This is a genomic window from Serratia sp. Tan611 (assembly GCF_905188235.1).
GTDB classification, from domain to species: Bacteria; Pseudomonadota; Gammaproteobacteria; order Enterobacterales; family Enterobacteriaceae; genus Serratia_B; species Serratia_B rhizosphaerae.
Genome location: NZ_LR994655.1, coordinates 1,516,675 through 1,540,183, shown reverse-complemented (window position 1 = coordinate 1,540,183; position 23,509 = coordinate 1,516,675). Strand labels below are relative to the sequence as shown.

The 23,509-nt window shown below is 48.6% G+C and carries 22 protein-coding genes and 7 pseudogenes; 19 read left to right on the top strand and 10 right to left on the bottom strand.

Going from position 1 to position 23,509, the window contains the following annotated elements; genetic code table 11:
* Positions 1–70: 70 nt before the first annotated feature.
* On the bottom strand, positions 71–3,118 hold the full coding sequence (locus TAN611_RS07320; RefSeq protein WP_105230962.1) for a Tn3 family transposase: 3,048 nt from the start codon (positions 3,116–3,118) through the stop codon (positions 71–73).
* A 149-nt stretch (positions 3,119–3,267) separates the two neighbouring features.
* Between TAN611_RS07320 and TAN611_RS07315 the strand changes: the two genes are divergently transcribed.
* A complete protein-coding gene (locus tag TAN611_RS07315; protein WP_105230961.1) occupies positions 3,268–3,846 on the top strand; it encodes a recombinase family protein in 579 nt (192 codons plus the stop codon).
* 255 nt (positions 3,847–4,101) lie between these two features.
* A complete protein-coding gene (locus TAN611_RS07310; RefSeq protein ID WP_158684805.1) occupies positions 4,102–5,223 on the top strand; it encodes a hypothetical protein in 1,122 nt (373 codons plus the stop codon).
* A gap of 39 nt (positions 5,224–5,262) precedes the next feature.
* Here TAN611_RS07310 and TAN611_RS07305 read toward each other — a convergent pair whose 3' ends face one another.
* The 4 genes from TAN611_RS07305 to TAN611_RS07290 are packed head-to-tail and all read right to left on the bottom strand — an operon-like array spanning position 5,263 to position 8,075.
* Positions 5,263–5,994 (bottom strand): 2OG-Fe(II) oxygenase, encoded by a 732-nt coding sequence (locus TAN611_RS07305; protein WP_105230959.1) that lies wholly within the window; start codon positions 5,992–5,994, stop codon positions 5,263–5,265.
* On the bottom strand, positions 5,991–6,917 hold the full coding sequence (locus TAN611_RS07300) for a hypothetical protein (protein WP_105230958.1): 927 nt from the start codon (positions 6,915–6,917) through the stop codon (positions 5,991–5,993). Before TAN611_RS07300 ends, TAN611_RS07305 begins: the two co-directional genes overlap by 4 nt.
* 12 nt (positions 6,918–6,929) lie before the next feature.
* Complete coding sequence (locus TAN611_RS07295) at positions 6,930–7,712, bottom strand: SAM-dependent methyltransferase (RefSeq protein WP_105230957.1); 783 nt, start codon at positions 7,710–7,712, stop codon at positions 6,930–6,932.
* 54 nt (positions 7,713–7,766) lie between these two features.
* Positions 7,767–8,075, bottom strand: a complete 309-nt coding sequence (locus TAN611_RS07290; protein ID WP_105230956.1) for a hypothetical protein — start codon at positions 8,073–8,075, stop codon at positions 7,767–7,769.
* A 417-nt stretch (positions 8,076–8,492) separates the two neighbouring features.
* On the opposite strand from TAN611_RS07290, the pseudogene TAN611_RS07285 reads away from it, so the two are divergent.
* The 4 genes and pseudogenes from TAN611_RS07285 to TAN611_RS07270 form a co-directional block, all read left to right on the top strand.
* A pseudogene (locus TAN611_RS07285) lies at positions 8,493–8,705 on the top strand (helix-turn-helix domain-containing protein); the annotation flags it as partial.
* Between the two features lie 2 nt (positions 8,706–8,707).
* Positions 8,708–8,989, top strand: a complete 282-nt coding sequence (locus TAN611_RS07280; protein WP_105230954.1) for a cytoplasmic protein — start codon at positions 8,708–8,710, stop codon at positions 8,987–8,989.
* A 574-nt stretch (positions 8,990–9,563) separates the two neighbouring features.
* On the top strand, positions 9,564–9,806 hold the full coding sequence (locus TAN611_RS07275; RefSeq protein WP_105230953.1) for a type II toxin-antitoxin system ParD family antitoxin: 243 nt from the start codon (positions 9,564–9,566) through the stop codon (positions 9,804–9,806).
* On the top strand, positions 9,799–10,083 hold the full coding sequence (locus TAN611_RS07270) for a type II toxin-antitoxin system RelE/ParE family toxin (RefSeq protein ID WP_105230952.1): 285 nt from the start codon (positions 9,799–9,801) through the stop codon (positions 10,081–10,083). The genes TAN611_RS07275 and TAN611_RS07270 overlap by 8 nt, the downstream gene beginning before the upstream one ends.
* A gap of 234 nt (positions 10,084–10,317) precedes the next feature.
* Here TAN611_RS07270 and TAN611_RS07265 read toward each other — a convergent pair whose 3' ends face one another.
* A complete protein-coding gene (locus TAN611_RS07265; RefSeq protein ID WP_105230951.1) occupies positions 10,318–11,532 on the bottom strand; it encodes an IS91 family transposase in 1,215 nt (404 codons plus the stop codon).
* Here TAN611_RS07265 and TAN611_RS07260 point away from each other — a divergent pair.
* On the top strand, positions 11,531–11,692 hold the full coding sequence (locus tag TAN611_RS07260; protein WP_158684804.1) for a hypothetical protein: 162 nt from the start codon (positions 11,531–11,533) through the stop codon (positions 11,690–11,692). The two genes, TAN611_RS07265 and TAN611_RS07260, sit on opposite strands and share 2 nt — an antisense overlap.
* Before the next feature lie 63 nt (positions 11,693–11,755).
* Here the strand turns inward: TAN611_RS07260 and TAN611_RS07255 are convergent.
* Positions 11,756–12,145: pseudogene (locus TAN611_RS07255) on the bottom strand (IS6 family transposase); the annotation flags it as partial.
* A 225-nt stretch (positions 12,146–12,370) separates the two neighbouring features.
* On the bottom strand, positions 12,371–13,294 hold the full coding sequence (locus TAN611_RS07250) for a substrate binding domain-containing protein (protein ID WP_158684803.1): 924 nt from the start codon (positions 13,292–13,294) through the stop codon (positions 12,371–12,373).
* A gap of 287 nt (positions 13,295–13,581) precedes the next feature.
* Here TAN611_RS07250 and TAN611_RS07245 point away from each other — a divergent pair, with 287 nt between their 5' ends.
* Both TAN611_RS07245 and TAN611_RS07240 read left to right on the top strand, forming a co-directional pair.
* Positions 13,582–13,872, top strand: a complete 291-nt coding sequence (locus TAN611_RS07245; protein ID WP_105230949.1) for a Bor family protein — start codon at positions 13,582–13,584, stop codon at positions 13,870–13,872.
* 191 nt (positions 13,873–14,063) lie between these two features.
* Positions 14,064–14,465, top strand: coding sequence for a hypothetical protein (locus TAN611_RS07240; RefSeq protein WP_105230948.1), 402 nt, complete (start codon positions 14,064–14,066; stop codon positions 14,463–14,465).
* A gap of 42 nt (positions 14,466–14,507) precedes the next feature.
* Here the strand turns inward: TAN611_RS07240 and TAN611_RS07235 are convergent.
* A pseudogene (locus TAN611_RS07235) lies at positions 14,508–14,723 on the bottom strand (integrase core domain-containing protein); the annotation flags it as partial.
* Between the two features lie 14 nt (positions 14,724–14,737).
* Between TAN611_RS07235 and TAN611_RS07230 the strand changes: the two are divergent.
* From TAN611_RS07230 to TAN611_RS07205, 6 genes and pseudogenes are all read left to right on the top strand, one after another.
* Positions 14,738–14,923 (top strand): annotated as a pseudogene (locus TAN611_RS07230) (IS3 family transposase); the annotation flags it as partial.
* 85 nt (positions 14,924–15,008) lie between these two features.
* Positions 15,009–15,647 carry a DsbA family protein gene (locus tag TAN611_RS07225; protein WP_203067452.1) on the top strand — a complete coding sequence of 213 codons (639 nt, stop codon included), beginning with the start codon at positions 15,009–15,011 and terminating at the stop codon, positions 15,645–15,647.
* A 12-nt stretch (positions 15,648–15,659) separates the two neighbouring features.
* Positions 15,660–15,839 (top strand): annotated as a pseudogene (locus tag TAN611_RS07220) (transposase); the annotation flags it as partial.
* Positions 15,840–15,893: 54 nt separating this feature from the next.
* Positions 15,894–16,514 (top strand): LysE family transporter, encoded by a 621-nt coding sequence (locus TAN611_RS07215; protein WP_203067451.1) that lies wholly within the window; start codon positions 15,894–15,896, stop codon positions 16,512–16,514.
* A gap of 17 nt (positions 16,515–16,531) precedes the next feature.
* Positions 16,532–16,630: pseudogene (locus TAN611_RS07210) on the top strand (IS3 family transposase); the annotation flags it as partial.
* A gap of 72 nt (positions 16,631–16,702) precedes the next feature.
* Positions 16,703–16,858 (top strand): annotated as a pseudogene (locus TAN611_RS07205) (transposase); the annotation flags it as partial.
* 51 nt (positions 16,859–16,909) lie between these two features.
* Here TAN611_RS07205 and TAN611_RS07200 read toward each other — a convergent pair.
* On the bottom strand, positions 16,910–17,605 hold the full coding sequence (locus TAN611_RS07200) for an IS6 family transposase (RefSeq protein ID WP_105230947.1): 696 nt from the start codon (positions 17,603–17,605) through the stop codon (positions 16,910–16,912).
* A 415-nt stretch (positions 17,606–18,020) separates the two neighbouring features.
* On the opposite strand from TAN611_RS07200, the gene TAN611_RS07195 reads away from it, so the two are divergent.
* The 4 genes from TAN611_RS07195 to TAN611_RS07180 are packed head-to-tail and all read left to right on the top strand — an operon-like array spanning position 18,021 to position 23,076.
* A complete protein-coding gene (locus TAN611_RS07195) occupies positions 18,021–18,578 on the top strand; it encodes a fimbrial protein (protein ID WP_105230946.1) in 558 nt (185 codons plus the stop codon).
* 22 nt (positions 18,579–18,600) lie between these two features.
* Positions 18,601–19,335 (top strand): molecular chaperone, encoded by a 735-nt coding sequence (locus TAN611_RS07190; RefSeq protein ID WP_234008642.1) that lies wholly within the window; start codon positions 18,601–18,603, stop codon positions 19,333–19,335.
* A 28-nt stretch (positions 19,336–19,363) separates the two neighbouring features.
* Positions 19,364–21,946 (top strand): fimbria/pilus outer membrane usher protein, encoded by a 2,583-nt coding sequence (locus TAN611_RS07185; protein WP_105230945.1) that lies wholly within the window; start codon positions 19,364–19,366, stop codon positions 21,944–21,946.
* Positions 21,947–21,954: 8 nt separating this feature from the next.
* Entirely contained in the window at positions 21,955–23,076 is a 1,122-nt protein-coding gene (locus TAN611_RS07180) for a fimbrial protein (protein ID WP_158684802.1), read from the top strand.
* Positions 23,077–23,509 lie beyond the last annotated feature (433 nt).

Sequence of the window (23,509 nt, the reverse complement as noted above, 5' to 3'; positions counted from 1 at the left end):
ATCCACTTTTGCCCTCGTGCAGTACGACCTTTTATATCGGGGTTCTACGCCGGAACCGCCGAAATTTCCGCTACCCCAGTTTCAGCCCGGCAACCAGCGCATCTAGGTCAATAATTTCATTGCTGTTCTGGAAGGTATAATGCCCGTTCAACAAAATGTGCTGCCAGGCCACCGGCGATATCCGGGTCAGAGCCTCAACGCCTTTGTCGTTACCTTCGGCTTCTATTCGCTCCAGTAATCGCGACAGGATCGCGGAGTTGTAATAAACGATCGCGTTGGAGATCAACCGCCCGCACTGATTGCTGATTTCCGTTTCAATATCATTTTTCCCGGTTAACTCCTTCTTCCCGCCGACTTTGGCGACGGCGGCACGTAGCTGGTGATAAGATTCAACCCGGTTCTGGGAACGACGGATATTGCGTTCCAGTTGCGGATCGCGCAGATACTTCAGCGTGTAAATGCTACGAACCAGCCGATCATATTCAAATACCGCCTGTCTTGTCGGGTTGGTTGTTGTGTACGTACATAATTTGCGGATCAGCGTTCCCTGCGTCATTTCTTTCAGCCCCAGCGTAGCGACGATGCGATCGAGATTGCTTTTTTCACGAGCGATAAGGTTCAGGTCAATCTGTCCGGCAGGCTGAATCAGGCATTTTTTATATGCTGATGGATCTCTGGTGCAGTACAACTCCTGCAGTTGCTTGTTCAGGTCAGTAAAATGAGGTTCAAAGCGAAGGCCAAACCAGTGCAGGAGCGCAAAATTGGCTTTGTTGATACTGTGCATGTCACCGGTGATGGCCGTGGGTTTCACACCTGAGGTGTTGCGGTACCAGATATCAAAGACATGGTGACCCTCGTAGTCGTTTGTACCAATCAGGTATCCGTTGATAGGAATATGGTTGCACAACAGCGTGTAGGCCACCATGCCTTTACCGCGACCAAAGTATTTACGTGAATACCTGGCTTTAACTGTCGGCCTTTCAACGCCAAATTTCTGCCCGTCAACGGCACCATAAAGAGTATCCGGATCAAATGAATAGTGCGGGAAAATCGGCAGTGCCTCTATGGCATCAGTAATACAGTCATTGGCCGTGAGCAGCGACGCCAGCCGAAGGTACTGTTCGTATGTGGTTTCCAGCACATGAAACGGAATATCGCTGGTTCGCGCCATTACATGATTGCCATGGTTCATCGCCTGGGCAACGATGACCGCCATCAGGCTATCTGTATCGGCTTCTTTTTTGGCGTAACGGGGTTGCAGTGGCTTCATAGCGGGAAAAAACCGGCACTGTTCGTTAACAAAGCGGAAGACGTCGGTCACATCGCAGAATGGCAATTGCTCATAAAAACGCGTTTCCAGTGCCTTATGACGGCTGGGCACGGATTTATGCCAAGTCAGTTTCTGTGTTTCTTTATCGTATTCCAGGTGTTTCAGCTTCCCTTGCTTCAGCTCGCGGTTGAACACTTTCCATTGCCGGTGCAGTTCAGACGCCAACGCCTTTAGCTGCACCTTAATGGTTTTTTGCAGAAAGGGGATGTTCATTTCAGCCAGCACAGCGGCCTGTTCCCCTTCTGGTACCAGTTCATCAGAAAGATGACGGTGCCGGAGACTGTCATTGAGGTGGAATTCACCCGACTGAAAACGCTTTCTTATCTGACGATAGAGCCAGAACTCATAGCGCCCGGCATTCAGACCTGCGGGCTCGCCATCCTCGCCGAATTCAAGCAAAAATGGGCGTAGCCGTTTGGGTAACGTTTCCAGTGGGCATTCCGCCAGTGGTCTCTGCGAGAGCGTCTGCTTTTTGCTGAACACCATTCTGAGCCAGCTTAGCGCCTCATCCCACGGGCTGTTCTGAACCACGCTGGTGAGGTCGAGTGACAGATATAATGGCCGCAGGTGACGTCGGATTAATGCCGTCATACCGTCCACGGCCTGCCACTGCAAAGCCAGTTCACTGATGGGTTTTACACTCATGCGTTGTGCGGTAGTTTTCAGCGTCTCACGCGGCATGATTTTCCAGGCACGACGGCGGACTTCGCCAAAGGTGGTGGGGTCCGGAACGCTGTCGTCAACATAAAGCGACAGCAGACGTCCGATTTTAGACGTTTCCCGTCGGTGTTTTTCCTGCACATCAGCCATAAGTTGTTTAGCCACACTGCGGCTTTCATTCTCAAGCTGTTTCATATGGAAAAACATCGCATCCACCAGGTTATCGCTGAACTGGCGATAACGAACCCAGGCATAGCACAGCAGGTAAAGACGGGCCTGCTCCGGCTTCAGGTTGCGGAGATCGTAAACGGTATAAAAATTTGCCAGGCTGGCGTAATACAACAGGTTTTGTTGAGAAATATTCAGTACCGGTAAGATGTCGCAGGATTTACGGTGCAGAGGTTCGAGAATAGCTCGTTTCTCGCGTTCGTGGACCATCTGACGCCAGCCAAAATCACGGGCATCCTGTCTGAGTACCGCGAGCTGGGAAAGGGTATCATCACGTTCAATAAGCTTGTCCAGGCCGGCAATGGTGGCATCATCAATCTTTTCCGTCAGAATACGCCCCAGCCGCTGCCTTTCGTCAGAAAGAACCCGGCTCACCAGCTCCTGCAGCGTGGTGTAACCAGGACGGATGATTTTATGCTCGTTGAGCCAGATAATCAGTTCGGTAGCGACAAAACCAGGTGTCACATCACGATGTACAATGTGAGCTGCCTGCTGTTCAAGTGGTAAATAAAGCGTCGAGGACCACGGCTGCCAGCCATACAGTGCGCAGATCTTTCCTCGCTGAGCATAGCGCTCGTGTTTAGAGATAGGTTTATCCGGAAGCGACTCTCCGTGGAAATAACGACTCAGAACAAAACTGCAGTCGTCCTTAACATCATTCCACCCGAAGCGGAAAAACAGATGTTTGGCCTTAAAATAAGCGATCTGCAGAATGCAGTAGATTTGAGCATGAAGTTCCTGACGACTACAGGCCAGTGCAAGTTCAGATGCATCCAGAGCCAGAAACTCCAGCCTCTGAGCGTCATCGAAATCAGGGAGGCCATAAAGTGCCTCCTGTTCGGCATCGTTTAAAACCGATAGTCGTTCACTTTGGCCTGCCGCTTTACCACGAGTTGTCATCCTGACCCCGAAAAATCATGTCCGTAAGAGGATCGTTCAACGGACAGTAAAAATTAATTTTTGTACCCCAGGAAAAATCACTGCTGACGTTGTCTCATATAACTGGTACGGTATCAATCTCTTTCATGGCCCCTTAAACGTACACATTTATGACTGAAATACGGATCGGCTATGCCCGATGCTCTACTGATAAGCAAGATTTAACCGCCCAGCAGGAGGCGCTGGTAAAACTCGGCGTCTCCCCAGACAGAATTTACATGGATAAAGGGCTGACCGGTTCAAATCGGCAGAGGCCCGGACTGGATCAGGCCCTGGCTGCTGTCCGCAACGGAGATACCTTAGTGGTACCGAAGCTTGATCGGCTGGCCCGTTCGGTTCCTGATGCGCGTCAGATCGCCGATGCCCTACTGGCCAGAGGAGTGAAGTTGGCGCTGGGAACCAGCCTCTATGATCCGGCAGACCCGATGGGGAAAATGTTCTTCAACGTGCTGGCTACCTTTGCCGAGTTTGAAGGGGACCTGATACGTCTTCGTACCCGGGAAGGAATGGCCATTGCCCGGGCGAAAGGAAAACTGCGGGGGAAACAACCCAAGCTGTCTGATAAACAACAAAAAGAGCTGTGCCGAATGCATGAAACCGGGCAATATTCGATCAGCGACCTGGCTGAATTATTTTCGGTGTCACGACCGACAGTTTACCGAACACTGGCCCGCCATAAGGACAGCTAAAGGCTCCCATTTATCTGTAAAGTCAAAATGTTCGGAGATTCAAACATGGAGCCACAAACTGGAAAATAGGAAAAAATTATCTATACTCGGTGGAGTATAGCCATCTCAACAACCAGATCCAGATAAGGAACGAGACGATGTAATTGACATCACATGGAGGGGAATCAATTCAATTAATCGTTTAATGGTCTTGAGGTGACTATGTTTTTGATATTGTTACGCTCAATGCGTAAGTATCTTTGGTTAAGGATACTCGTGTTGGCGCTAATTTGCAGTTCCGTAGGTTCTGGATTGACGTTCATTATGGTTTTTGGCGAGCTAGCCAGATTGAACGCGGCGCCGTCTTCCTTTGCCTTGGCGTTTATTTTGTCAACATCTCCGGGTTTTTTCGGGAGTATTGCAGGAAAATATCTGCTTGCACGTATTGAAGCAAAATATTGCTTCATGATCGCTGAATGCATTGGCGCACTGGGTTTGATTATTCCCTGGTACGGATTGGTTCATGGTTCTGTGACCATCCTGCAGCTTGCTGGCGTTGCCTCGTCGGTATCTGCGGGGATCACCATTCCTGCCATTAATCATTATACCAAAGCTAAGCTTGCTCCAGAAGATATTGGTGCCGGTGCGGTTATCGACACGCTGGTGTTTGCTTGCCAGGTTTTATTTGGCATAGGTGTTGGCGTATTCCTTTATGGTACCGTTCAGAGCAATACCTATTTGTTAGCAAATCTGCTCAGCTACATCATAGCCATTACATTTATATTTTCACTGCCAAAGCTGGCGAATTATGCAGAACAGAATGTTTACGCACAAGGGTTGCCTAAAAGGTTGTCATCAAAACAACGTGCTAGCCTCTATTTATTGCCGGCACTGGCAATGACTGGAGCTCCGGCCATGTCGCTCCTGCCCACATTGGTCCACAGCAATAATGACCAAAAAGAAACACTACTGTTTTTATTGTTCGCCCGCAGTCTGGGACAACTTCTTGGGCCATTTTTGGTCAAGGAAGAGCGTTACAAGAATCAGTCATCACTGTTTATTATTGCGTGCATGACGGCGTTTATTGTGTGCTATTTGTTCGTTCCGCTGACACCCTTCTTGAGTGTGTCATTACTACTGGTTTTTTCTGCCCATGTATTTTCCAATATTATCTATAGCCTTGGCTGGTACAGTTTGCTGACGAACTTTGACAACGATCAGGTAGCAGCCGCCTCTGCCAGCAGCTACAGAAAACAAATTATTATCGGTGCAGTGATCAGTATCTCGGCGGGCATACTGGCTGATAAAGTAGGCAGTCCGCTGGCACTTGTCATTTGTTCTATGACAGGGTTATTGCTGTCTTCTCTGCTGATTTTGCATGTAAAACGTCAGTCTTGATGACATTAAAACGGCCGGTATTGATTACCGGCCGTAGCTTCAGCTTTTATGAAAAAAACCAGCAACGGAACAACGCATATTGTCCCCGGCACTGGCATCAACCTTCTTGATGCAGTGTGAATAATTTGGTTTTATGATCACAAGTCGATTGGGTTTTGGATAAATAAATGTCCCGACCCCAGAGTCATTGATACTGCGTTCACGGATGGTCCATCCAAATTCCGGTCCGACTGCCCCCCCGGTTATCCCTGACATGCGTAAAACCTCTTCAGAAGCATTGTAGGTTTGTTCGGACAGTCCTGCACTGGAGTTAACAGGTGTGTTGATGACGCAAAGCTCCCCACCCCAATTAGGTTTCCATTCGGGGTGCGCATAAAATATGTATGCCCCTTTATATTGGGCATCGTCTTCATGCCAGCCCAGCCCGCTACCTGCTGGATACAGGAACGTTGTGAGTGAAAATGCATTCCAGTCTTCCCCAAGAAAATTACGCAGGCGTGATGTTATTATGCTGATTTTTTTACTTAAAATATGAATGCCAGCCGTAATGACATTATCATCCAGGGTGGTTTTTTCTGTCAGCAATGAGTAAAAATAACTGACACTAACCAAAGGCTCGCCATCGGTCATCCTCCATGATTTTGACCACCCCTGAGAATGAACGAGATAGTAACTCTCAAATTGCATATATAACTGAAGGGCGAAGAGTTCATCGTTACTCAAAAAATCGTCAAAAATCAGATAGCCTTCCCCTTCGACTATATTACTCATAATGATTTCTCCGAATTGAAATATTTATCCGTCTCATTTTCAAACTTCCATTCTTCGATGAGTGATTTCCATGGAGGTAAGAAGGTGTCCCTGACGTGATATAACCGTGCGGCCAGATTAAATCGCATCATTTTTGCAGTACTTACTGCTTCATTTATCCATATCAATTCTTCTGGTCGATATGTCTCAGAAAGGTGCTGAGCCACTTTACGTCGATATTTAACAATTTCACCATAGACGTAACAGGCATTGAACGCTTGAGTATAACTGAAAGTCCGGTCTTGTCGCTGCGGGAAATTAATCAGCGCCGCTCCATGGCTTCCATGGCAATATTGCTGGTCATGAAATGCGTTGAACGCGTGTACCTGATGATGGAGTGCTTCGTGATAAAGATTTTCGACAAATCCAAGTATCCCGAACTCTCTTGGAAGCTGATGGTACGGTGGAACAAAGAAGAGGGTGGCATCGGAAATAAAGGTAATATGTGGAAGCTCGTAAAATGATGCATTTCCATTATTGGCGGTTGTATTTTTAGGAGTTAACCATACCAAAGTGGAAATGAAATCAGTGATGAATTCCATTTCACTCTCATATAACGATAGAAATCTATTTATGCCGTCATTGAGGAATGCCAATCTATTTTCACATACCGGAATACTGCCGACATCTGAGATCCCCATCAGCAATGCCATTGCCTCTCCAGCCTCAGCATGCACCCAGTTAAATGACCCGTTACCTATATCAACCTTTGAGACCTGCTTTCGGAGTAGAGTAAAATGATATTTCTCGTGAGTGGCGTGATCGCGAACTTGTGCGCAAATTGAAGGCCACTTTTCGCTGATGTCTCTGTGGAATGCAGATCCCTCGCTGCATGAGTAGTAATCATTCAGCATATCATTTCCGCTATAGGAAAGTATTGACATTTAGCCCTCCTGCTAAGAAATATTAATTTCTTTCAAAAACTCGAAGTTTACCCTCTCCTTGGTGGGTAAAGAGCCTGGGATGTAAAGCGTGTGGCGGTAAGTGACTTTTGAAAGTAATGCCTCTATATCAGAAATATCACCTTGTAACTTATCCGAAGATTGTCCTTTTTCGGTTGATGCACTCAACAAGAATATAGTGGTATTAGCGGGGTAATGTTTTAATAATTTCGACTTCAAATAGGTGACTTTATTTGATGTCTGCGGTGATGAGTAATCCGTATTGGAATTACCAATAGAGCAGACATGATAGATAAAGTAATTGATACAGGGTTCCATTGCGTAATCATAGATGATCAGCCGATTTACATCGAGTACACTGACACCTTCTTCCAATGGGTCAATGCCAATATCATTAATCATCGCGTCGAAGCTCGAAATACCAGGATAACAATGAAAAGAAAAACTCCCATCCTGAGATGATTTTTGCAGTAATTGAACGATCGTCACGCCGACTCTCGGGTGACCAGGAACAATAAGGCCGACATGTTCACACTCAGAAAGCGCATTTGTCATGTATTGGATAATACTGGCATAATTGTCAACATCGACTCCGCCATCTTCATACAAATGCGATAGGTCCTCATGATATATTTCATGATGGTAAAGATATTCGTTCAGACCAGCAATGTCTCCGATCCAGAAAACTCTATCGGCATTCTGAATGACGGAAAAACCTTCTGTGGTGATTTGATTGACACCCAGCATGCCACTGCCAATGACAGAGATTGTGCTCATGAAAAATCCTTTTAAAAAATGCCTCAATACAAGATTGAGGCATGGAATATTTAACTAGAAGCCACCGATAACCTTAGCCAGGTTCATAGGGGCTGCCGCCTGCAAACGCGGGTGCAAGGCTTTGGTGGAATCAAACCCTCCGATGACCTTGGCCAGATTCATTGGCGCAGCTGCCTGTAAACGCGGATGCAACGCCTTGGTAGAATCAAAACCACCGATCACTTTAGCCAGGTTCATAGGAGCGGCCGCTTGCAAACGTGGGTGCAGTGACTTGGCCGAGTCAAATCCGCCAATGACCTTGGCCAAATTCATCGGTGCTGCTGCCTGTAAACGCGGGTGCATTTTGATGTTAACTTTTTCCATGAATATATCCTTATTTTCTATTTAGTTAATGAGATTATTGATCCACATCTAACTTCTCAGAACTACTGGTATTTCAACTAGTAAAAGTGAACTCTTTGCTGATCCATCACGCCTATGCGTTAGCAATCGTACAAACGGCATAGCATAGACAATTTACATTTATAGTATGTTTTTCCATCATTGCAACAACAATTCATAAACAAGATTTACATATTTAGACGAAGCTGATGATTAGAATCTAGAGCGGGGTTACTCAAAAAAGTCTAATTAATTATGCTGATAGCCTTAAATACCCATGGCTATAGAGTGATGAGATTTTACATTTTCCATTTAGTTAAAAACCAATTTCTTTCCTGCTTTCTTGAGCAATTATCTCCTTCGTGACAAAATTTTGGCGGGTTCCCGCTTAGAACCCCAGATCTGATACGTCTGCGCACTCGCGAAGGTATGGCCATTGCCCGGACGAAAGGAAAACTGCGGGGAAAACAACCCAAGCTATCTGATAAACAACAAAAAGAACTGTGCAGGATGCGTGAAACCGGGCAGTACTCGATCAACGATCTGGCTGAGTTATTCGCAGTATCTAGGCCAACAGTTTACCGGACCCTTTCTCGTCATAAGCAGGATTAGTGATGCGTATACCCGAAAATACAATTTTATCGACCCTGCGAAACGGTGGGTGCATTAAAAGCTTTTACCGGCGAGCGGCGCGGAGTCCCCGACAGGAGAAATCAGTGCTGGCCGACGGCTATATACTTGAATCACCCGATGAACAGGGTGAGATCATACTGAGTCATGCCGATTTCTTGTCAGTGAAAGAGAAACTGGCAGAAACAGAAACTTGGGAGCAGGTCGTGGGTAACATACTTTTCGGTGGAAGCAGCTGGATGCTTTGCTCCGATGTGGACGATTAATTGCTGAATTAGCATGCGGGAATTTTTGGCGGATTTCCTCTTAGAACCTCTGAAGATCACGGGCCGGAAATTTCGGCGGTTCCGGCGTAGAACCCCAATCAAATTATTTCTACTTTCTCCCCACCACTGAAAAGCGCCGCCGCCCCCCGGCCGCCGGCCGGGGAACAGTGTCGCTATTAATGATGGATGTTGTAACTAGCTACTTAATCGCTATCGGAAGTATTGCTGAATGTTCCGAATACACGCCCGTAAGCGGCCCTAACGGCCCGCTAACGCGGAGATACGCCACAGCTGCGGCTTCGCCTTGCTGTGACCACTCCGACGGCGCACACAGATATATACGTCGCGTTTAGCGGAACTGGTCTTACAGGGCGAGGGATGGGATAGGTGATACCTATCAGACCTGGGCGGCTGCGCCGCGTCACCGGCGACCCTCACCTGATGGCGTTCTCTTGCCCCGCAGCTGTCGCCTTCATGCGCTGACGCGCATAAATCCCCAGCGATAAATGTTATTTGACGGGCATAATCACTTAGCTTACAGTTGTGTTGATATACAACACAGGAGAGCCTTATTATGGCGAGAACAACCAGTGTTACCCTCGGGGAGCAACTTGAGGTTTTTATTAACCGACTGGTCAACAGCGGTCGTTATGGCTCAACAAGCGAAGTTATGCGTTCAGCATTACGGCTGTTGGAGCAACAAGAAACCCATGATGAGGTTGTAAGGCAAGCTGTTACTGCTGGGTTGGATAGTGGGGTAAGCCCTTTATCATTAAAGGATATTGCAGCCCAGAGGAAGCAAAAACTTCGTGTATAAACTCACAAAACTAGCGGTTGAGGATTTTTCCACCATTTATGATTATACCTTCCAGCGTTTTGGAGAAAGGCAAGCTGATGCTTACACCGAAACACTGGAGGCGTTTTTGAATTCAGTCGCAGATATGCCAAGTTTGGGGAGATATTACCCTACTATCCCTGATGTCAGGCGGATCGAATTTCAAAAACACTCTATTTTCTATAAAATAGAGCACACGGATATTCTGGTAATACGGATCCTTCATCAACAAATGAATCATATACAGCATTTAATTTGAGGCACCGTGTTGGTGTGAGGCTGGGGCTTAAAGACGGTTGAGGCAGCAACGCTGCCGTGCTCGCACCGCAGGGGCGCTACGTTCATGGTTAGGAAACTCAATCGACCCTTTTTGAGTTTCCTAACCATGAACGGTGGCAATGAGGATCAACATGTGGTGCGACCTATCGCGAGGTAATGCGTAAAAATGCCAACTTTGCTGAGTTTTTAAACCAAAACCCATTTTTCAGGCGCACTAATCCAGAGCTGGGCTCTGAAGCCATCGTTTTTTCGCCATCCGCTGCAGCCGGTCAGAGAGCATTTTTGTAGCGTGTTCACCCGCCATAGCGCCGGCAAAACGCAATCGGCCTTTGCACAAGATACACTGGTACGGATCGGTGCCCAGGAAGCCCTTCATAAGTACTGCGAACCCGGGCCGTTTCGGTTTTTCCCGTACCGTCATCGCCAGCGCGTCGTAGACCTTCGGCAGCAGCGAGCCGCGCTTGCGGTTGGCCAGAAAGCCGTAGTAGCGCACCATTTTAAAGTGTCGGGCCGGGATATGGCTGACGTAACGCTGCAGCATCTCCTCCTGGCTGATTTTCTGGCGTTTGTGTTGCTGCGTGCGGTGATCGTAATACTGATGGACCACGGCACCGCCGCGGTAGTGGCGCAGCTGAGAAGCGGCCACCGGCGGGCGCTTCAGGTACCGGCCGAGGTATTTCACGCTGCGCCAGGCACCGCGCGTCTTTTTGGCAAAATGCACTTTCCAGGCGCGGCGATATTGCGCATGCAGATAACGGTGCCACCGATCTTCATTACGGATATGACCGAGGCCCGGCAGGCCTCCAGGGTTGATTTGGGCGTAGTTGTCGCGCAGCAGGTAAACCACGGCGTTGCGCCAGATTTGCTCTACCTCTTTCTTTTTGAAGAACAGCTGCCGCCAGGTGCCGTGTTTGATGTCGAGGCCGCCGCGGGTGACGGAGACGTGGATATGCGGGTGCTGATTGAGCTGCCGGCCGTAGGTATGGAGCGCACAGAAGATACCGACTTCGATCCCCTGTTGGCGCGCCCAGCGGAGCATGGCGCGGGTGGCGCAGCGAAACAGATCATTGAGCAGGAGCCAGTTGTTATTGAAGAACGGCCACAGCAGGTGCGGCATGGTGAAGGTGATGTGTTGCCAGTCGCAGTCGGGCAGAATGTGCTGCTGTTCGGCGATCCACTGCTCGGTGGCCTTGAGGCCACAACTGCTGCAGGCCTTGGACTTGCAGCTCTGGCAGAAAAAGCGGGCATGGGTGCAATCCGGTGAGGCACAGCAGTAGCGGCGAACACCCATGGCACAAGTGCCGCAGGCGAGCATGCGCTCGACGGCGAGTTTGGTCCAGTCGCTAAGGGTGTCACCGTGTTTGTCGAGATAGCGGCTCCAGCCGTCGTCATGCTGGAACAGCAGCTTTGCGGGTCGCGGAATATACATGGTGCAGAGTCTACAGGGCGTTATCGGGCAGGAAAAGTGCGTCGGCACCAGCCGGCTCACGCCACAGGCGTGCTCATTTTATGCGGGTGTCAACGCGGCGGTGGGGTATGCGCCACCGTGCGAGCTGCCGGGCCGTCAGGTGGCATCGGCGTTGATGTGAAGCTGGGGCTTAAAGACGGTTGAGGCTGCAAAGCAGCCGTGCTCGCCCCGCAGGGGCGCTACGTTCGCCATGGTGACGGATAGCCTTGCGAAAGAAGCGTAGGGCCGCTGCCGTATCCCGTTTGGCGGTCAGCAGAAAATCGATGGTCTGTCCCGCGCTGTCAACGGCGCGGTATAGGTATTTCCACTGCCCTTTGACGTTGATGTAGGTTTCGTCCATGCGCCAGCGGCGCCCCACGGCACATTTATGTCGGCGAAATGCCTTATCCAGTAACGGCACCAGGCGGATGACCCAGCGATGCAGCGTGGAATGGTCAACGATGATACCACGCTCCGCCATCATTTCTTCCAGATTACGCAGACTCAGGGCATAAGCGAGGTACCAGCGAACACACTGGTCGATAATATCAACGGGATAATGCAGCCGCTGGAAGGCTTTTCGGATCAAAGGCATGGGCAAGTATCATCATAAAAAACAGCATGTTATCCGACACAACCTTAATGCTACAGAGCCGTTTTGAGCAGCGATCCGGCGTAGCGCGAACCGAACACCTTCACGGCCAGCGTGTGGGTGTGCAGCGCCAGCGCCATGGTCGGGTTCTCGACCAACTGTCACCAACGCCCCCATAACGAAATGAACGCCTGATGGTCAATGGACCTACGGCGCAACAGCACCACGTTAGTTGCTGAATAAATCATTCCACTGCTGTTCAACAAAGGTAATGAAGTCCCTGAACAGCAGGGAATAATTACTTCGGTAGCGCCAGACCAGATAGGAGGGCAGCGCAGGAAGAGACCAGTCCGGCAGCACAGTCTGGAGGCGTCCGTCTTCAAGGTGCTGCCTGACAGTCCACGCAGGTACAGCCAGGCAGATCCCTCTACCTTGCGTGGCCATCTGAACGAGGCTGCTAACATTATTGGACGTAAAAACCGGGCGGGTTTCAGCGACATGAACATTGTCGCCGTCCTTTCCCGTGAACGTTAACGGCCCGGCCAGCGACGGATGCTGCAGTTTGAGTATACTGCAGTTTACCAGTTCGTCCGGATGAACGATCTGACGGCAGGACAGATAGTCCGGGGACGCATAAATCCCGAGAGGGACCGGGTTGATTTTTTTATGCACTAGGTCGGAACTGTCTATGTAGCCGCTTTTTATTACCAGGTCGTCAAACTCCTGCGAGTTGCTGGAAAAGCTGCTTCCCTCCCGTGACTGAAGATTGATGACCGCCATCGGATGACTGTCCGTGTAGGCCATTATCCAGCCGGGAATGATGCAGTCACTCAGCACGGTCGGAGCGGAAAGCCTCAACGTTCCCTGTATCTGACCGGAAGATGCCTGCAGTTTCGCGACCAAATCCCGATAAGCCCGGTACATCTCCAGGGCTTTCTCGTAGGTTGCCTCCCCGGCCGGGGTCATCTCAAAATTCCTAGCATTCCGGCTGATCAGCTGGGTGTTTAAGGTGTTTTCCAGTTTTGACACCGACTTGCTGACAGCCGACACGCTACGGTTCAGATACTGTGCGGCGGCTGAAAAGCTCTGGCACTCCACTACCCGGATATAAATCAGCCAGTCGCTAATCAGATGGTTCGTTCTGTCAATCACACTTCGGTCCTCTTGGCATGCTCCCGTAAGGAGCCGGACCGGCGACCGCTGGGTGCTGTTTTTTTGAACGTACAAATATACTCGCCATGAAAGAGAAACACATAAATGGAAATAAAACGAAACAGTAATTTGTTAAAAGTTATCTTAAGCGCAGTCCGGTTCGGCTTTGCTGTTACGGCGCGGGGAGAGATCACACATACTAACGTAGTTTTCTTAATATTTATGTTACTTGTGTAATTATATGTAATACTTTATCAGTGTTTAGGTCTAACACAATCGGAGAATAGATGAAAAAATACCACATCGCAGTATTGCTAACCATGATGGTGAGTGGTTGCGCACAGCAGGCGTTCACCCTGAAAAATGAACCTGCCGGAATGCCGGACAGAACTGTAACCCATCACTTCTTCGTTTCCGGTATCGGCCAGAAGAAAACCATCGATGCTGCCGCTGTATGCGGGGGAGCCGACAAGGTGGTTCGTACTGAATCTCAGGTTACTTTTGTTAATGGACTGCTCGATGTTATTACCTTTGGTATTTATACGCCGCGTGAAGCCCGCGTCTACTGTTCCCGTTAACGTGTATGAAAAAATTAACCGCAATAGAAACTGTACCGCAACTCGCTATTCCCGTGTTGTTTGGTTGCTCAACCTACCTGAGTCAGCTTGAAAAAATAGGTCCGGGATAGTGATTTCCTTATTTGTTTTTAGCGCCTAAGAGGCACCGTCCCGGCAACGGATTAATAACCTTATTGCAACGTAGGGCATTTATGAAACGCAAATCTTTACTTACAGGTCTTATTCTCGCAACCCCTCTGATACTGAACGGATGTCACTCCTATCAAAATGTGAGCTTAAAGCAGCATCCCCTTGGCGAAAGTTATTATTATCTCACCGAACCACCGCTATATGTCGGGGATAAAATAAAATATCAACTGAAAACGGGCGAGAAAGGAGAACTGACGGTGGCCAGCGTCAGTCCGCAGAGTATAAACGGCACCAATAACATCACCCTTCCCCTGAACCAGTTGAGTTCACTGGAGAAATCGGAAATATCTAAAACAAAGACAGGGGCTGCGGTTGCCGGTGGTACTACTGTAGTGGTTGTTGCTGTTGCCGTGATTATTTCATTTGCTATCGCAGGTGGACTGGTAGCGGCTGCGGCTGGATGAGCGATCCTACCCACGTAATGTGGACACAGCCCTATGAAGTGGTCAACAAAAACTGGCCACCGTGTTAGAGTTTTTCCAGTATCGGTTTTCCGATTCGTTTGGTGGCAACCCACTGTTATATTCGTGCGGTCTTAGTGCGCTGTAATATCCAACGATATAGTCCGTTATTGCGTGGGCTGCATCGCTGAAGCTTACATAACCCGTCACTGGCACCCACTCGTTCTTCAGACTCCTGAAGAAGCGCTCCATTGGGATGTTGACATAGGAGCGTCAATGCGGTGGCCGAATCGTTCTTCAGTTCGCTGAAAAAAGAACGCATCAGAAAGAGAATATACAAAACCCGGGATCTGGCCTGGGCCGATATCTTCGATTACATTGAAGTCTTCTATAACCGGTCCCGGCGCCACAGTCACCTCGGCGGCGTCAGTCCGGAGGTCTTCGAACAGGCCTCGTCGTGAGGACAGAATTTGTCTACTGTCGTGGGGTCAGTCCAATAAACACCGGCGTTAGGGAAATGTTCTCATCTGAATTGGAGTATTTAAGTTGGCTAAAGTTAATCTACTGCTTGCCGGTGCATTACTGGCGTTATTGCTTCCCGCTGTCGCTGTGGCGGCGGATTACCGCGCGGGCGAACAATATACTCGCCTAGATAAACCGGTGGCCTCTGCTCCTGCGGTGGTGGAGTTTTTCTCTTTCTATTGCGGTCCCTGCTATCAGTTTGCCGATACCTACCATGTGGGCAGCACCATCAGCCAAGCATTGCCTGCGGGCACTAAACTGACCAAATACCACGTTGGCCTGATGGGAAAACTGGGTAATGAGCTGACCGAAGCCTGGTCGGTGGCGATGGTGATGGGCATTGAGGACAAAATAGAAAGCATGCTGTTCGACGAGCTGCAGAAGAAGCGCGCCATCAACAGTGACGAAGATATCCAGCGGGTGTTTGCAGCTGCCGGTGTGGATGCTGTTACCTATGAAAATGCGCGTCACAGCCTGCTGGTGAAGGGCATGATTGCCGAACAGAATGAGGCAGTCAAGGCGCTGGACGTGCGTGCAACGCCTTCATTTTATGTATCCGGCAAGTACAAAATCGACAATGCCGGTATGGCGAGCCAAAGCGTTGACGGTTATGCCAAAGAGTATGCCGCCGTGGTCCACTATCTGTTGACCACCCAACCTTAAGATTGGACTGGACTGACCGCGGGCGGCGATTACTGGTATGTGTACATGTCAAAAAAGACCGCGGGCGGCAAAAATACTGTGAAATACCTAGGTCGTTATCTGAAAAAGCCGCCGATAGCGGGCTCCCGGCTGGCGCACTATGCCGGCGGTGCCACGTTGAACTTCCGCTACCACGACCAAAATACCGGTGAACACTACGCGTCAAACCGGTAGAATGGACTATCTCACTCATATACGGGAATGACAGTGCTAACACTTTTTATCACCGTTGGAGGCATTCATCTGCTGGCCTCTATGATGCCCGGTCCCGATTTTCTCTATGTTTCATCAACATCGGCAGCCCGCAACCGGCAAGCCGCACTTGCGGCCGTGTTTGGGATAACAGCGGGTGTTGCCATCTGGGCGTTTATTGCGCTAACCGGCCTTACAGTACTACTGCACAGGATGGCTTGGCTGCAGCAGATCATCCAGATTTCTGGCGGGGCTTTTCTGTGCTGGACAGGGTTGCAGATGATGAGGCAAGCAGCCAGACAGGAGGCTACATCTGGAGCAGGGCCGAGCGATAGTTACTTCCGAGGGAGGCACGTTTTCTTCCGGGGGCTGCTGACTAATTTGTCGAACCCAAAAGTCTTTGTGTATTTTGGTTCCGTATTTTCTTTATTTACTGGTGATGATATTCCTTATCAAGCTCGCTGGATCCTGCTGGTAATGATGGTACTCATCTCCTTCTTCTGGTTTTTCCTGGTAGCAACCGTGTTTTCGCTCCCGCGCGTGAAGTTGGGCTACCGGAAATGGACCAGTAAGATAAATAAAATGGCTGGCGTTATGTTTACCGCTTTTGGGCTGCACCTCATTTTCTCTCACTAGGGGTAGATGAAGTGGCACTGTTTAACTATATTGAGTGCGATTACAATCGCTGGCGTTACCACAGTGACTGTGGTGGTCTCAGCCCAAAACAATTTGAAAACCAGAACCTCGCTTAGTGTAGTGGTTTACTGAATTTGGCCACCTGAACAGAGGTGATATGCTCACCTCAGAACAACACAGGTGCTCCAATGAAAAGAAGAAATTTCAGTCCTGAATTCAAACGCGAATCCGCTCAGCTGGTTGTCGACCAAAATTACACCGTCTCTGACGCAGCTAAGGCTATGGATGTTGGTCTTTCCACGATGACAAAATGGGTCAAACAACTGCGTGATGAGCGTCAGGGGGCTCCGTCGCATTAACGACAGTATGTCAGCAAAAATCGCGCTGCCGTTTTTTTAGGCAGCCAACAGATAAAATTGTTCTGCTGGTGACAATCCATCACTTTGCGGATGTTGATATTGCCCTTTACGTATCATGTTGAGCAGCTCTATGCCAATCAGCAGCGTCTGTGCTCGGCGAAACGATTTGAATCCCAGCATCTGTCGTATCCGACGTTTGATATGACGGTGATCTTGCTCAATCAGGTTGTTCAGATACTTGCTTTGCCTGACGGTGATGCTTTCCTCCTCGGGGTTGTCGGCATTGAACGTGGTCAGGGCGGCGGTATTGGCGCCGCTTTTATCGATCGTCACCACTTCAGGTTCGCCATGGTGACGGATAGCCTTGCGAAAGAAGCGTAGGGCCGCTGCCGTATCCCGTTTGGCGGTCAGCAGAAAATCGATGGTCTGTCCCGCGCTGTCAACGGCGCGGTATAGGTATTTCCACTGCCCTTTGACGTTGATGTAGGTTTCGTCCATGCGCCAGCGGCGCCCCACGGCACATTTATGTCGGCGAAATGCCTTATCCAGTAACGGCACCAGGCGGATGACCCAGCGATGCAGCGTGGAATGGTCAACGATGATACCACGCTCCGCCATCATTTCTTCCAGATTACGCAGACTCAGGGCATAAGCGAGGTACCAGCGAACACACTGGTCGATAATATCAACGGGATAATGCAGTTGCTGGAAGGCTTTTCGGATCAAAGGTATGGGCAGGTACCATCATAAAAAACAGCATGTTATCCGGCACAACCTTAGTGCGACAGAGCCCCTCCGTTCAGGGGAGTCATTATCATGCCGGAATTCTGTTTCTGAATGGAGCAGGATTTTTGGTCAGGGTCATACCGAGGTGGGGAAGTCCAGAAAAATACTTTTTTCTTTCCTTTTTGGAAAGGCAAGTTTTCCAAAATAACGGATGTTTTATTTTTATGTTTATGTACACTTGCTAAGCTCTATTTTGAGATTGTTTCTTAATATAGTGATGACTATAAGTGGGTTTTTAGTATAGCATTTAAATTAACGGGTGATATTTTAAAAGTTAAAATTACCTTTCAGTTGATTGTATTAATTAATAAAAACATTTTTTACTGGGAAAAGATTAATTATGATTTCAAGTTCTAACTCAATGCAGAAAAAACTAATCACCATTTCAATAATGGCCGTGCTGGGCCTGGGGTCCGGTTTCGTCAATGCAGCATCAACCGGTACGATTACTTTTAATGGTAAAGTAACGGATACAACCTGTAATGTAAATGTCGACGGTCAGGGATCGAATGCCACAATAGTATTGCCGACGGTATCAACCTCTGAGCTGGGAAGTGCAGGGAAGACTTCGGGACGTACCAATTTCAATATGAACCTGACCGATTGTACTGTGAGTGAACATGGGGCAAACACCGTTTCGGCTTTCTTTCAGACAGGCGCAACTGTCGATAATAATACCGGGCGTCTGAAGCAAACTAAAAGCGATGGTGCCTCTAACGTTTCTCTGCAATTACGCGATGGTACTAATGGTAATGCCATTTTTGCTGGTAACCAGAATCAGGCGACAAGAAATGCCTTTTCTGAAATTAAGACTGGCGAAAATGTAGTGTTACCTTACTCTGTTGAATATTATGCAGAAAATCAAGCGACTGCTGGCGCTGTAAGTTCCAGTGTTGTATACAACCTGCAGTACAAATAAATTACAATGGTCTGGCATGATTGTGTCAGACCATATTGAATGGCGAAAAATTAAACTGGCTATTTGTTTTATGCGAAAAATATTTTTGTGTATGTTATTGCTGTGCACATCTCAGGTTATGGCCAATGTTGTTATTACCGGAACACGTGTAATTTATCCGGCTGACGAGAAAGAAATCACTGTAAAACTGAACAATAAAGGTAATGGACCTGTCCTCATTCAGACATGGATTGATAGCGGGAATGTTAATGCCACTCCTGATGATATTCGCGTTCCTTTTTTGATAACGCCTCCAATGAACCGTGTGGATCCACATAAAGGCCAGACGTTGCGCATTTCTTATACAGGGATGCCTCGTCTTCCGGATGACCGGGAAAGTGTATTCTGGCTGAATGTTCTGGAAATCCCTCCCACTAAAATGAATGGCGCTGGTGATAATAAATTACAAGTAGCATTCCGGTCACGAATTAAGTTATTTTACCGGCCAGCGTCTCTGAAAGATGATATGACCTCTGCAGCAGAAGGTATACAATGGCAGGTAAGTGGAGGAAAACTGGTCGCGGTTAATTCATCCCCTTATTTTATTACGTTGCTCGGCGTACAATCTGCACACGGTAAAACAGAGTCACCAGAAGAAATGCTCATCCCATTTGGTCGACTCACGTTTAAAAACAAGAAGGGACACTTCACTGCCGGAGAGAAAATGATTTATCAGTATATCAATGACTGGGGAGCCGTTAAAAAAATCGAAAGATAAACCAAAAAAATAATTTGTGAAATGAATAATGAAAACTCCCTCCTCTTTTAGATGTAACATACTTACTGTATTGCTTTTTCCAGCTTTAACAGTTGTTCCAGGTTATGTATTTGCGACAGATGGCGATTTTCATGTATCTGATGCCAAAGAGTCTTCACCAGAAGCAGTGACATTTGACCCCATATTTTTAAGTCCGGGTGCAGCGAAAAAAACAGACCTAAAACGCTTTGAAAAAAAGGCTTCTGCTCTGCCTGGAAATTACAAAGTGCAGATTTTCATCAACGACCTGAGCATGGGATATACCAATGTTACGTTCAAAGAAGATGAACACGATAACATCACTCTGTACATGACGCCGGCATCCTTGCGTAAAATCAATCTGAATGAAAAACAGTTACCGGCCAGTTCAGTCGCTGATATGAGACAGACTGGTGACAGTTGTCTGGATGTGAAAAAACTGCTTCCCGAAGTTGATATTAATTATGATTCGGGCACTCAAAACCTGTACCTGACCATACCACAGGCTTATCTGCGTAACAGCAACGACGGTTATGTCAGCCAGGAATACTGGGATGAGGGCGTATCCGCTTTCATGCTGGGATATCAGAGTAATTATTACACCATGTCTTCGCACGGTAAACGTTATGATTCGGCTCATGTGGGGCTGAATGCCGGACTTAATCTGGGAGCATGGAAACTGCGGCATAACGGTAATTACAACTGGATGCAGGAGAGCGGCAGTTCATACCAACGGACCAATGCTTATGTACAGCGCGATCTGCCGCTTATCCGGGGACGTTTTCTTGCTGGTGAAAATAACACCAGTGGTAGCGTCTTCGACACTCTGGCATTTCGTGGTGTGGAACTGCGTGATGAAGAGCGTATGCTGCCGCAGTCAGAACGCGGTTATGCGCCGGAAGTCCGGGGTATAGCCCATACGAATGCTAAAGTGACCATCCGTCAAAACGGACAGATTATCCGGGAAACCACTGTACCACCCGGTCCATTTATAATCGATGACCTTTACCCTAACGGCTATGGTGGTGAGCTGGAGGTGACGGTAACGGAAGCTGACGGTTCAGTTCAACGCTTCAGCGTGCCTTATGCCTCTGTGGCTCAGTTGCTGCGTCCGGGAACCCATCATTACGATGTGGTGGTCGGTGAATCCAGTGACAGCCGCGCCGCAAGGCGGCGTGGGCTTTACCAGCTGACTTATCAGCGGGGGCTGACCAATACATTTACCGGCTATGGCGGATTCCAGAGCAGCAACGCTGACTATTATTCCATCCTGCTGGGAACCGGGATTAATACCCCCTTTGGAGCACTGGCTGTTGATGCCAGCCACTCCCGTACGCATTTTAATGGCCCGGTATCAGGGGACAACAATCTGTCCGGACAGAGCTACCGGGTGAGTTACAGTAAGTTTGTGCCGCAAACCAGAAGTAATGTTTCCATTGCGGCCTACCGTTATTCGACCTCAGGTTATCTGGATTACCGTACTGCAATACTGATGCAGGACGAAGTTGAAAATGGAAGAAGTGTACAAAATATCTACCGGCCCAAAAACCGGTTCACCACCACGCTGAATCAGGGACTTACTGATGGGTATGGTCAGTTATACATGACGGGGTATACGCAGGATTACTGGAATAAAAGCTCACATTCAGACCTGCAATACCAGCTCGGTTACAGCAACAATTTCCATTCGGTCGCTTTCGGATTTAATGCCGGACGCACCCGTAACGGAAGCAGTAAGAAAGAGACTACGTTCATGTTCAACCTGAGCATGCCTCTGGGCGGTGTGGGGATGGCCAATACGCCTAACCTGACGGCAGGATTAAGCCGTGACGGTCAGGGGAATTATGGTCAGCAACTGGGCCTTTCCGGTACAGGGGGTAAAGAACATCAGTTCAGCTATGGCGCTACCGCCACCCGATATGGAAACGGTACAGGTAACAGCGGTACCCTGAATGGTCAGTACAGAACACCATACAGTAATCTCAGTGCGTCAGTCAGTAAGGGGAAAAATTACAACAGTGCTTCAGCTGGTGCCAGCGGAACCCTGTTAGCCTGGTCAGATGGTCTGGTCTTGACACCATATACCAGCGACACATTTGCGCTGGTCGAAGCGGAGGGTGCCAGCGGTGCTACGGTCGGGAATTACACAGGGGTGAAAATTGACAACTTTGGTCATGCCGCAGTGCCATATCTGAACCCCTATGAAATGAATGAAGTGGCACTGGATCCAAAAGGAATTTCACCGAATGTTGAACTGGAAAATACCAGCCAGCGTGTGGCGCCTCATGCAGGCTCCGTAGTGAAACTGACTTTTGCGACACGGAAAGGCTATCCATTGCTCCTGAGTCTTGACAACCGGGACCTGGTGATTCCGTTTGGGGCGGAAGTGCTGGATACCAGCGGCAGTAATGTTGGTATTGTCGGCCAGGGAGGGGAGATCTATGCACGAGTGGATAAAGAACAAGACATTCTGCATGTTCATTGGGGGCAGAGCAGCAATGAACAATGTACCATTCCTTATTCACTCAGTCAGTTACAAACTGAAAGTAATAAACTGATTTCGGTGAGAGCAACCTGTACCTTTAATAAATAAGTGTAAATATGACTAACTGGATAAAAAAATCTGTAATTCAGGGAATGGTCCTGATTACGACACTGATGGGATATTCAACGCTGCTCAGGGCTGACGTTGCTTGCTTTGTTAATAATCCTTTTAGTATTTCTGTTCCATTGCACGCCAGTATTTATGCCGGTAGTGACTTACCCGTTGGTACGGTGCTTTACCGTACACATTTAGAAACGAATTATGGCCCTGATTTCGGTTGTGATTCAGGATCAGAACCATGGGAGATTAAAGCCACCAGTATTGCCGCAACGGAACCATCGGGTCCACCCTTCAGTGTGACCGGTATGCCGTTTAATGGAGATATCTACCCGACAAATGTTGATGGAGTGGGTATCGCATTACTTGTAGGGAATAATACATTTACTGCATCCAGGCCGTTTAACATTACTCAGGGTGCGAAAAATGGCTCAATACATATGAACAGCGGACTACGCTATGACATTGCATTGATAAAAACGGGTAATGTCACATCTGGTTCGCAGATACAGGGAAGCGCATTACCCATAATAAAATTCAGAGGAGTAGAAACCCCCGGTTATACCGGGTTGCCGATGGATTTACAAACACTGTCGTTTACCGGAAGCGTTACTGTCACAACGTCGACCTGTGAAACACAGGATACGACTGTACCATTAGGCGAATATGAGTTGCGCGGTACGTTTAAAGGTAAAGGGTCTGTAACACCGTGGAAAGACGCATCCATTATGTTGACTAATTGCCCTCGTTTTATTGGCTACTATGGGCTGCATGGTGGTCAATCATCTCTGAACGAAGCCCCCCCTTCAGGGGGAGGAACACCTAATAAGCTGCTGGTCACGCTGACCGCAAATACCGGTGTCATTAATGCGGAACAGGGATTGATCAAAATAAACGAATCGTCTCCATCCTCCGCATCCGGTATCGGCATTCAGCTGGGGTTTGGCGACACCAGTTCCGCTGTACCATGGAATTTAGCCGGGGCGCAGGAAATCACGCCACCGGCAGACGGTTCACAGACAATCAGAATCCCTCTGGCTGCACGATACTATCAGGTTGAAAATGTTGTTATACCGGGAAAAGCGGATGGACAGGTAATGTTTACCATTAACTATAACTGACCGGTAGCTCCGGGGAGACACCAAAACAGTCCAGAGTTCTGTCCACATTCACGGATAAATGTTACCAACGGTGCAAAACTGATCCACCCCAACGGTTGAAAACTGGTCTAGGGGTTAATCTGCTCCTATGTCGTGTCGTGGTTATGGCTGCTTGTCTCCCTGACCGCTGGCCTGTGGCTATTTCCCGGCACCCCTGTGGTTCACGCGCCTGAGAGACACGGTGCGTGGCGGCGATTTTTATGTGGCAGATATGCCATGGAGGATGTCATCACGACTGGGTTATTCGTGGGGGGCGGGGCGATATGGAGCAGAATTGCGGGATTGCCGGTCATGAGCCTGCCGTTGGGTGGGGTTGTCGTCATGATGGGACGTGCCGTCTTGTTCGCCGCATTCAATACCGGGTGACACAATGCGTGCTGGTTCCGGTATTGCC

Bases quoted from the DNA above. Each gene is read 5' to 3' on its own strand.
- TAN611_RS07315 (WP_105230961.1), top strand. From the start codon at position 3,268: ATGACTGAAATACGGATCGGCTATGCCCGATGCTCTACTGATAAGCAA.
- TAN611_RS07240 (WP_105230948.1), top strand. From the start codon at position 14,064: ATGAAACGCAAATCTTTACTTACAGGTCTTATTCTCGCAACCCCTCTG.
- TAN611_RS07305 (WP_105230959.1), bottom strand. From the start codon at position 5,994: ATGAGTAATATAGTCGAAGGGGAAGGCTATCTGATTTTTGACGATTTT.
- TAN611_RS07300 (WP_105230958.1), bottom strand. From the start codon at position 6,917: ATGTCAATACTTTCCTATAGCGGAAATGATATGCTGAATGATTACTAC.
- TAN611_RS07275 (WP_105230953.1), top strand. From the start codon at position 9,564: ATGGCGAGAACAACCAGTGTTACCCTCGGGGAGCAACTTGAGGTTTTT.
- TAN611_RS07245 (WP_105230949.1), top strand. From the start codon at position 13,582: ATGAAAAAATACCACATCGCAGTATTGCTAACCATGATGGTGAGTGGT.
- TAN611_RS07265 (WP_105230951.1), bottom strand. From the start codon at position 11,532: ATGTATATTCCGCGACCCGCAAAGCTGCTGTTCCAGCATGACGACGGC.
- TAN611_RS07295 (WP_105230957.1), bottom strand. From the start codon at position 7,712: ATGAGCACAATCTCTGTCATTGGCAGTGGCATGCTGGGTGTCAATCAA.
- TAN611_RS07260 (WP_158684804.1), top strand. From the start codon at position 11,531: ATGGTGCAGAGTCTACAGGGCGTTATCGGGCAGGAAAAGTGCGTCGGC.
- TAN611_RS07320 (WP_105230962.1), bottom strand. From the start codon at position 3,118: ATGACAACTCGTGGTAAAGCGGCAGGCCAAAGTGAACGACTATCGGTT.
- TAN611_RS07185 (WP_105230945.1), top strand. From the start codon at position 19,364: ATGAAAACTCCCTCCTCTTTTAGATGTAACATACTTACTGTATTGCTT.
- TAN611_RS07195 (WP_105230946.1), top strand. From the start codon at position 18,021: ATGCAGAAAAAACTAATCACCATTTCAATAATGGCCGTGCTGGGCCTG.
- TAN611_RS07280 (WP_105230954.1), top strand. From the start codon at position 8,708: ATGCGTATACCCGAAAATACAATTTTATCGACCCTGCGAAACGGTGGG.
- TAN611_RS07290 (WP_105230956.1), bottom strand. From the start codon at position 8,075: ATGGAAAAAGTTAACATCAAAATGCACCCGCGTTTACAGGCAGCAGCA.
- TAN611_RS07180 (WP_158684802.1), top strand. From the start codon at position 21,955: ATGACTAACTGGATAAAAAAATCTGTAATTCAGGGAATGGTCCTGATT.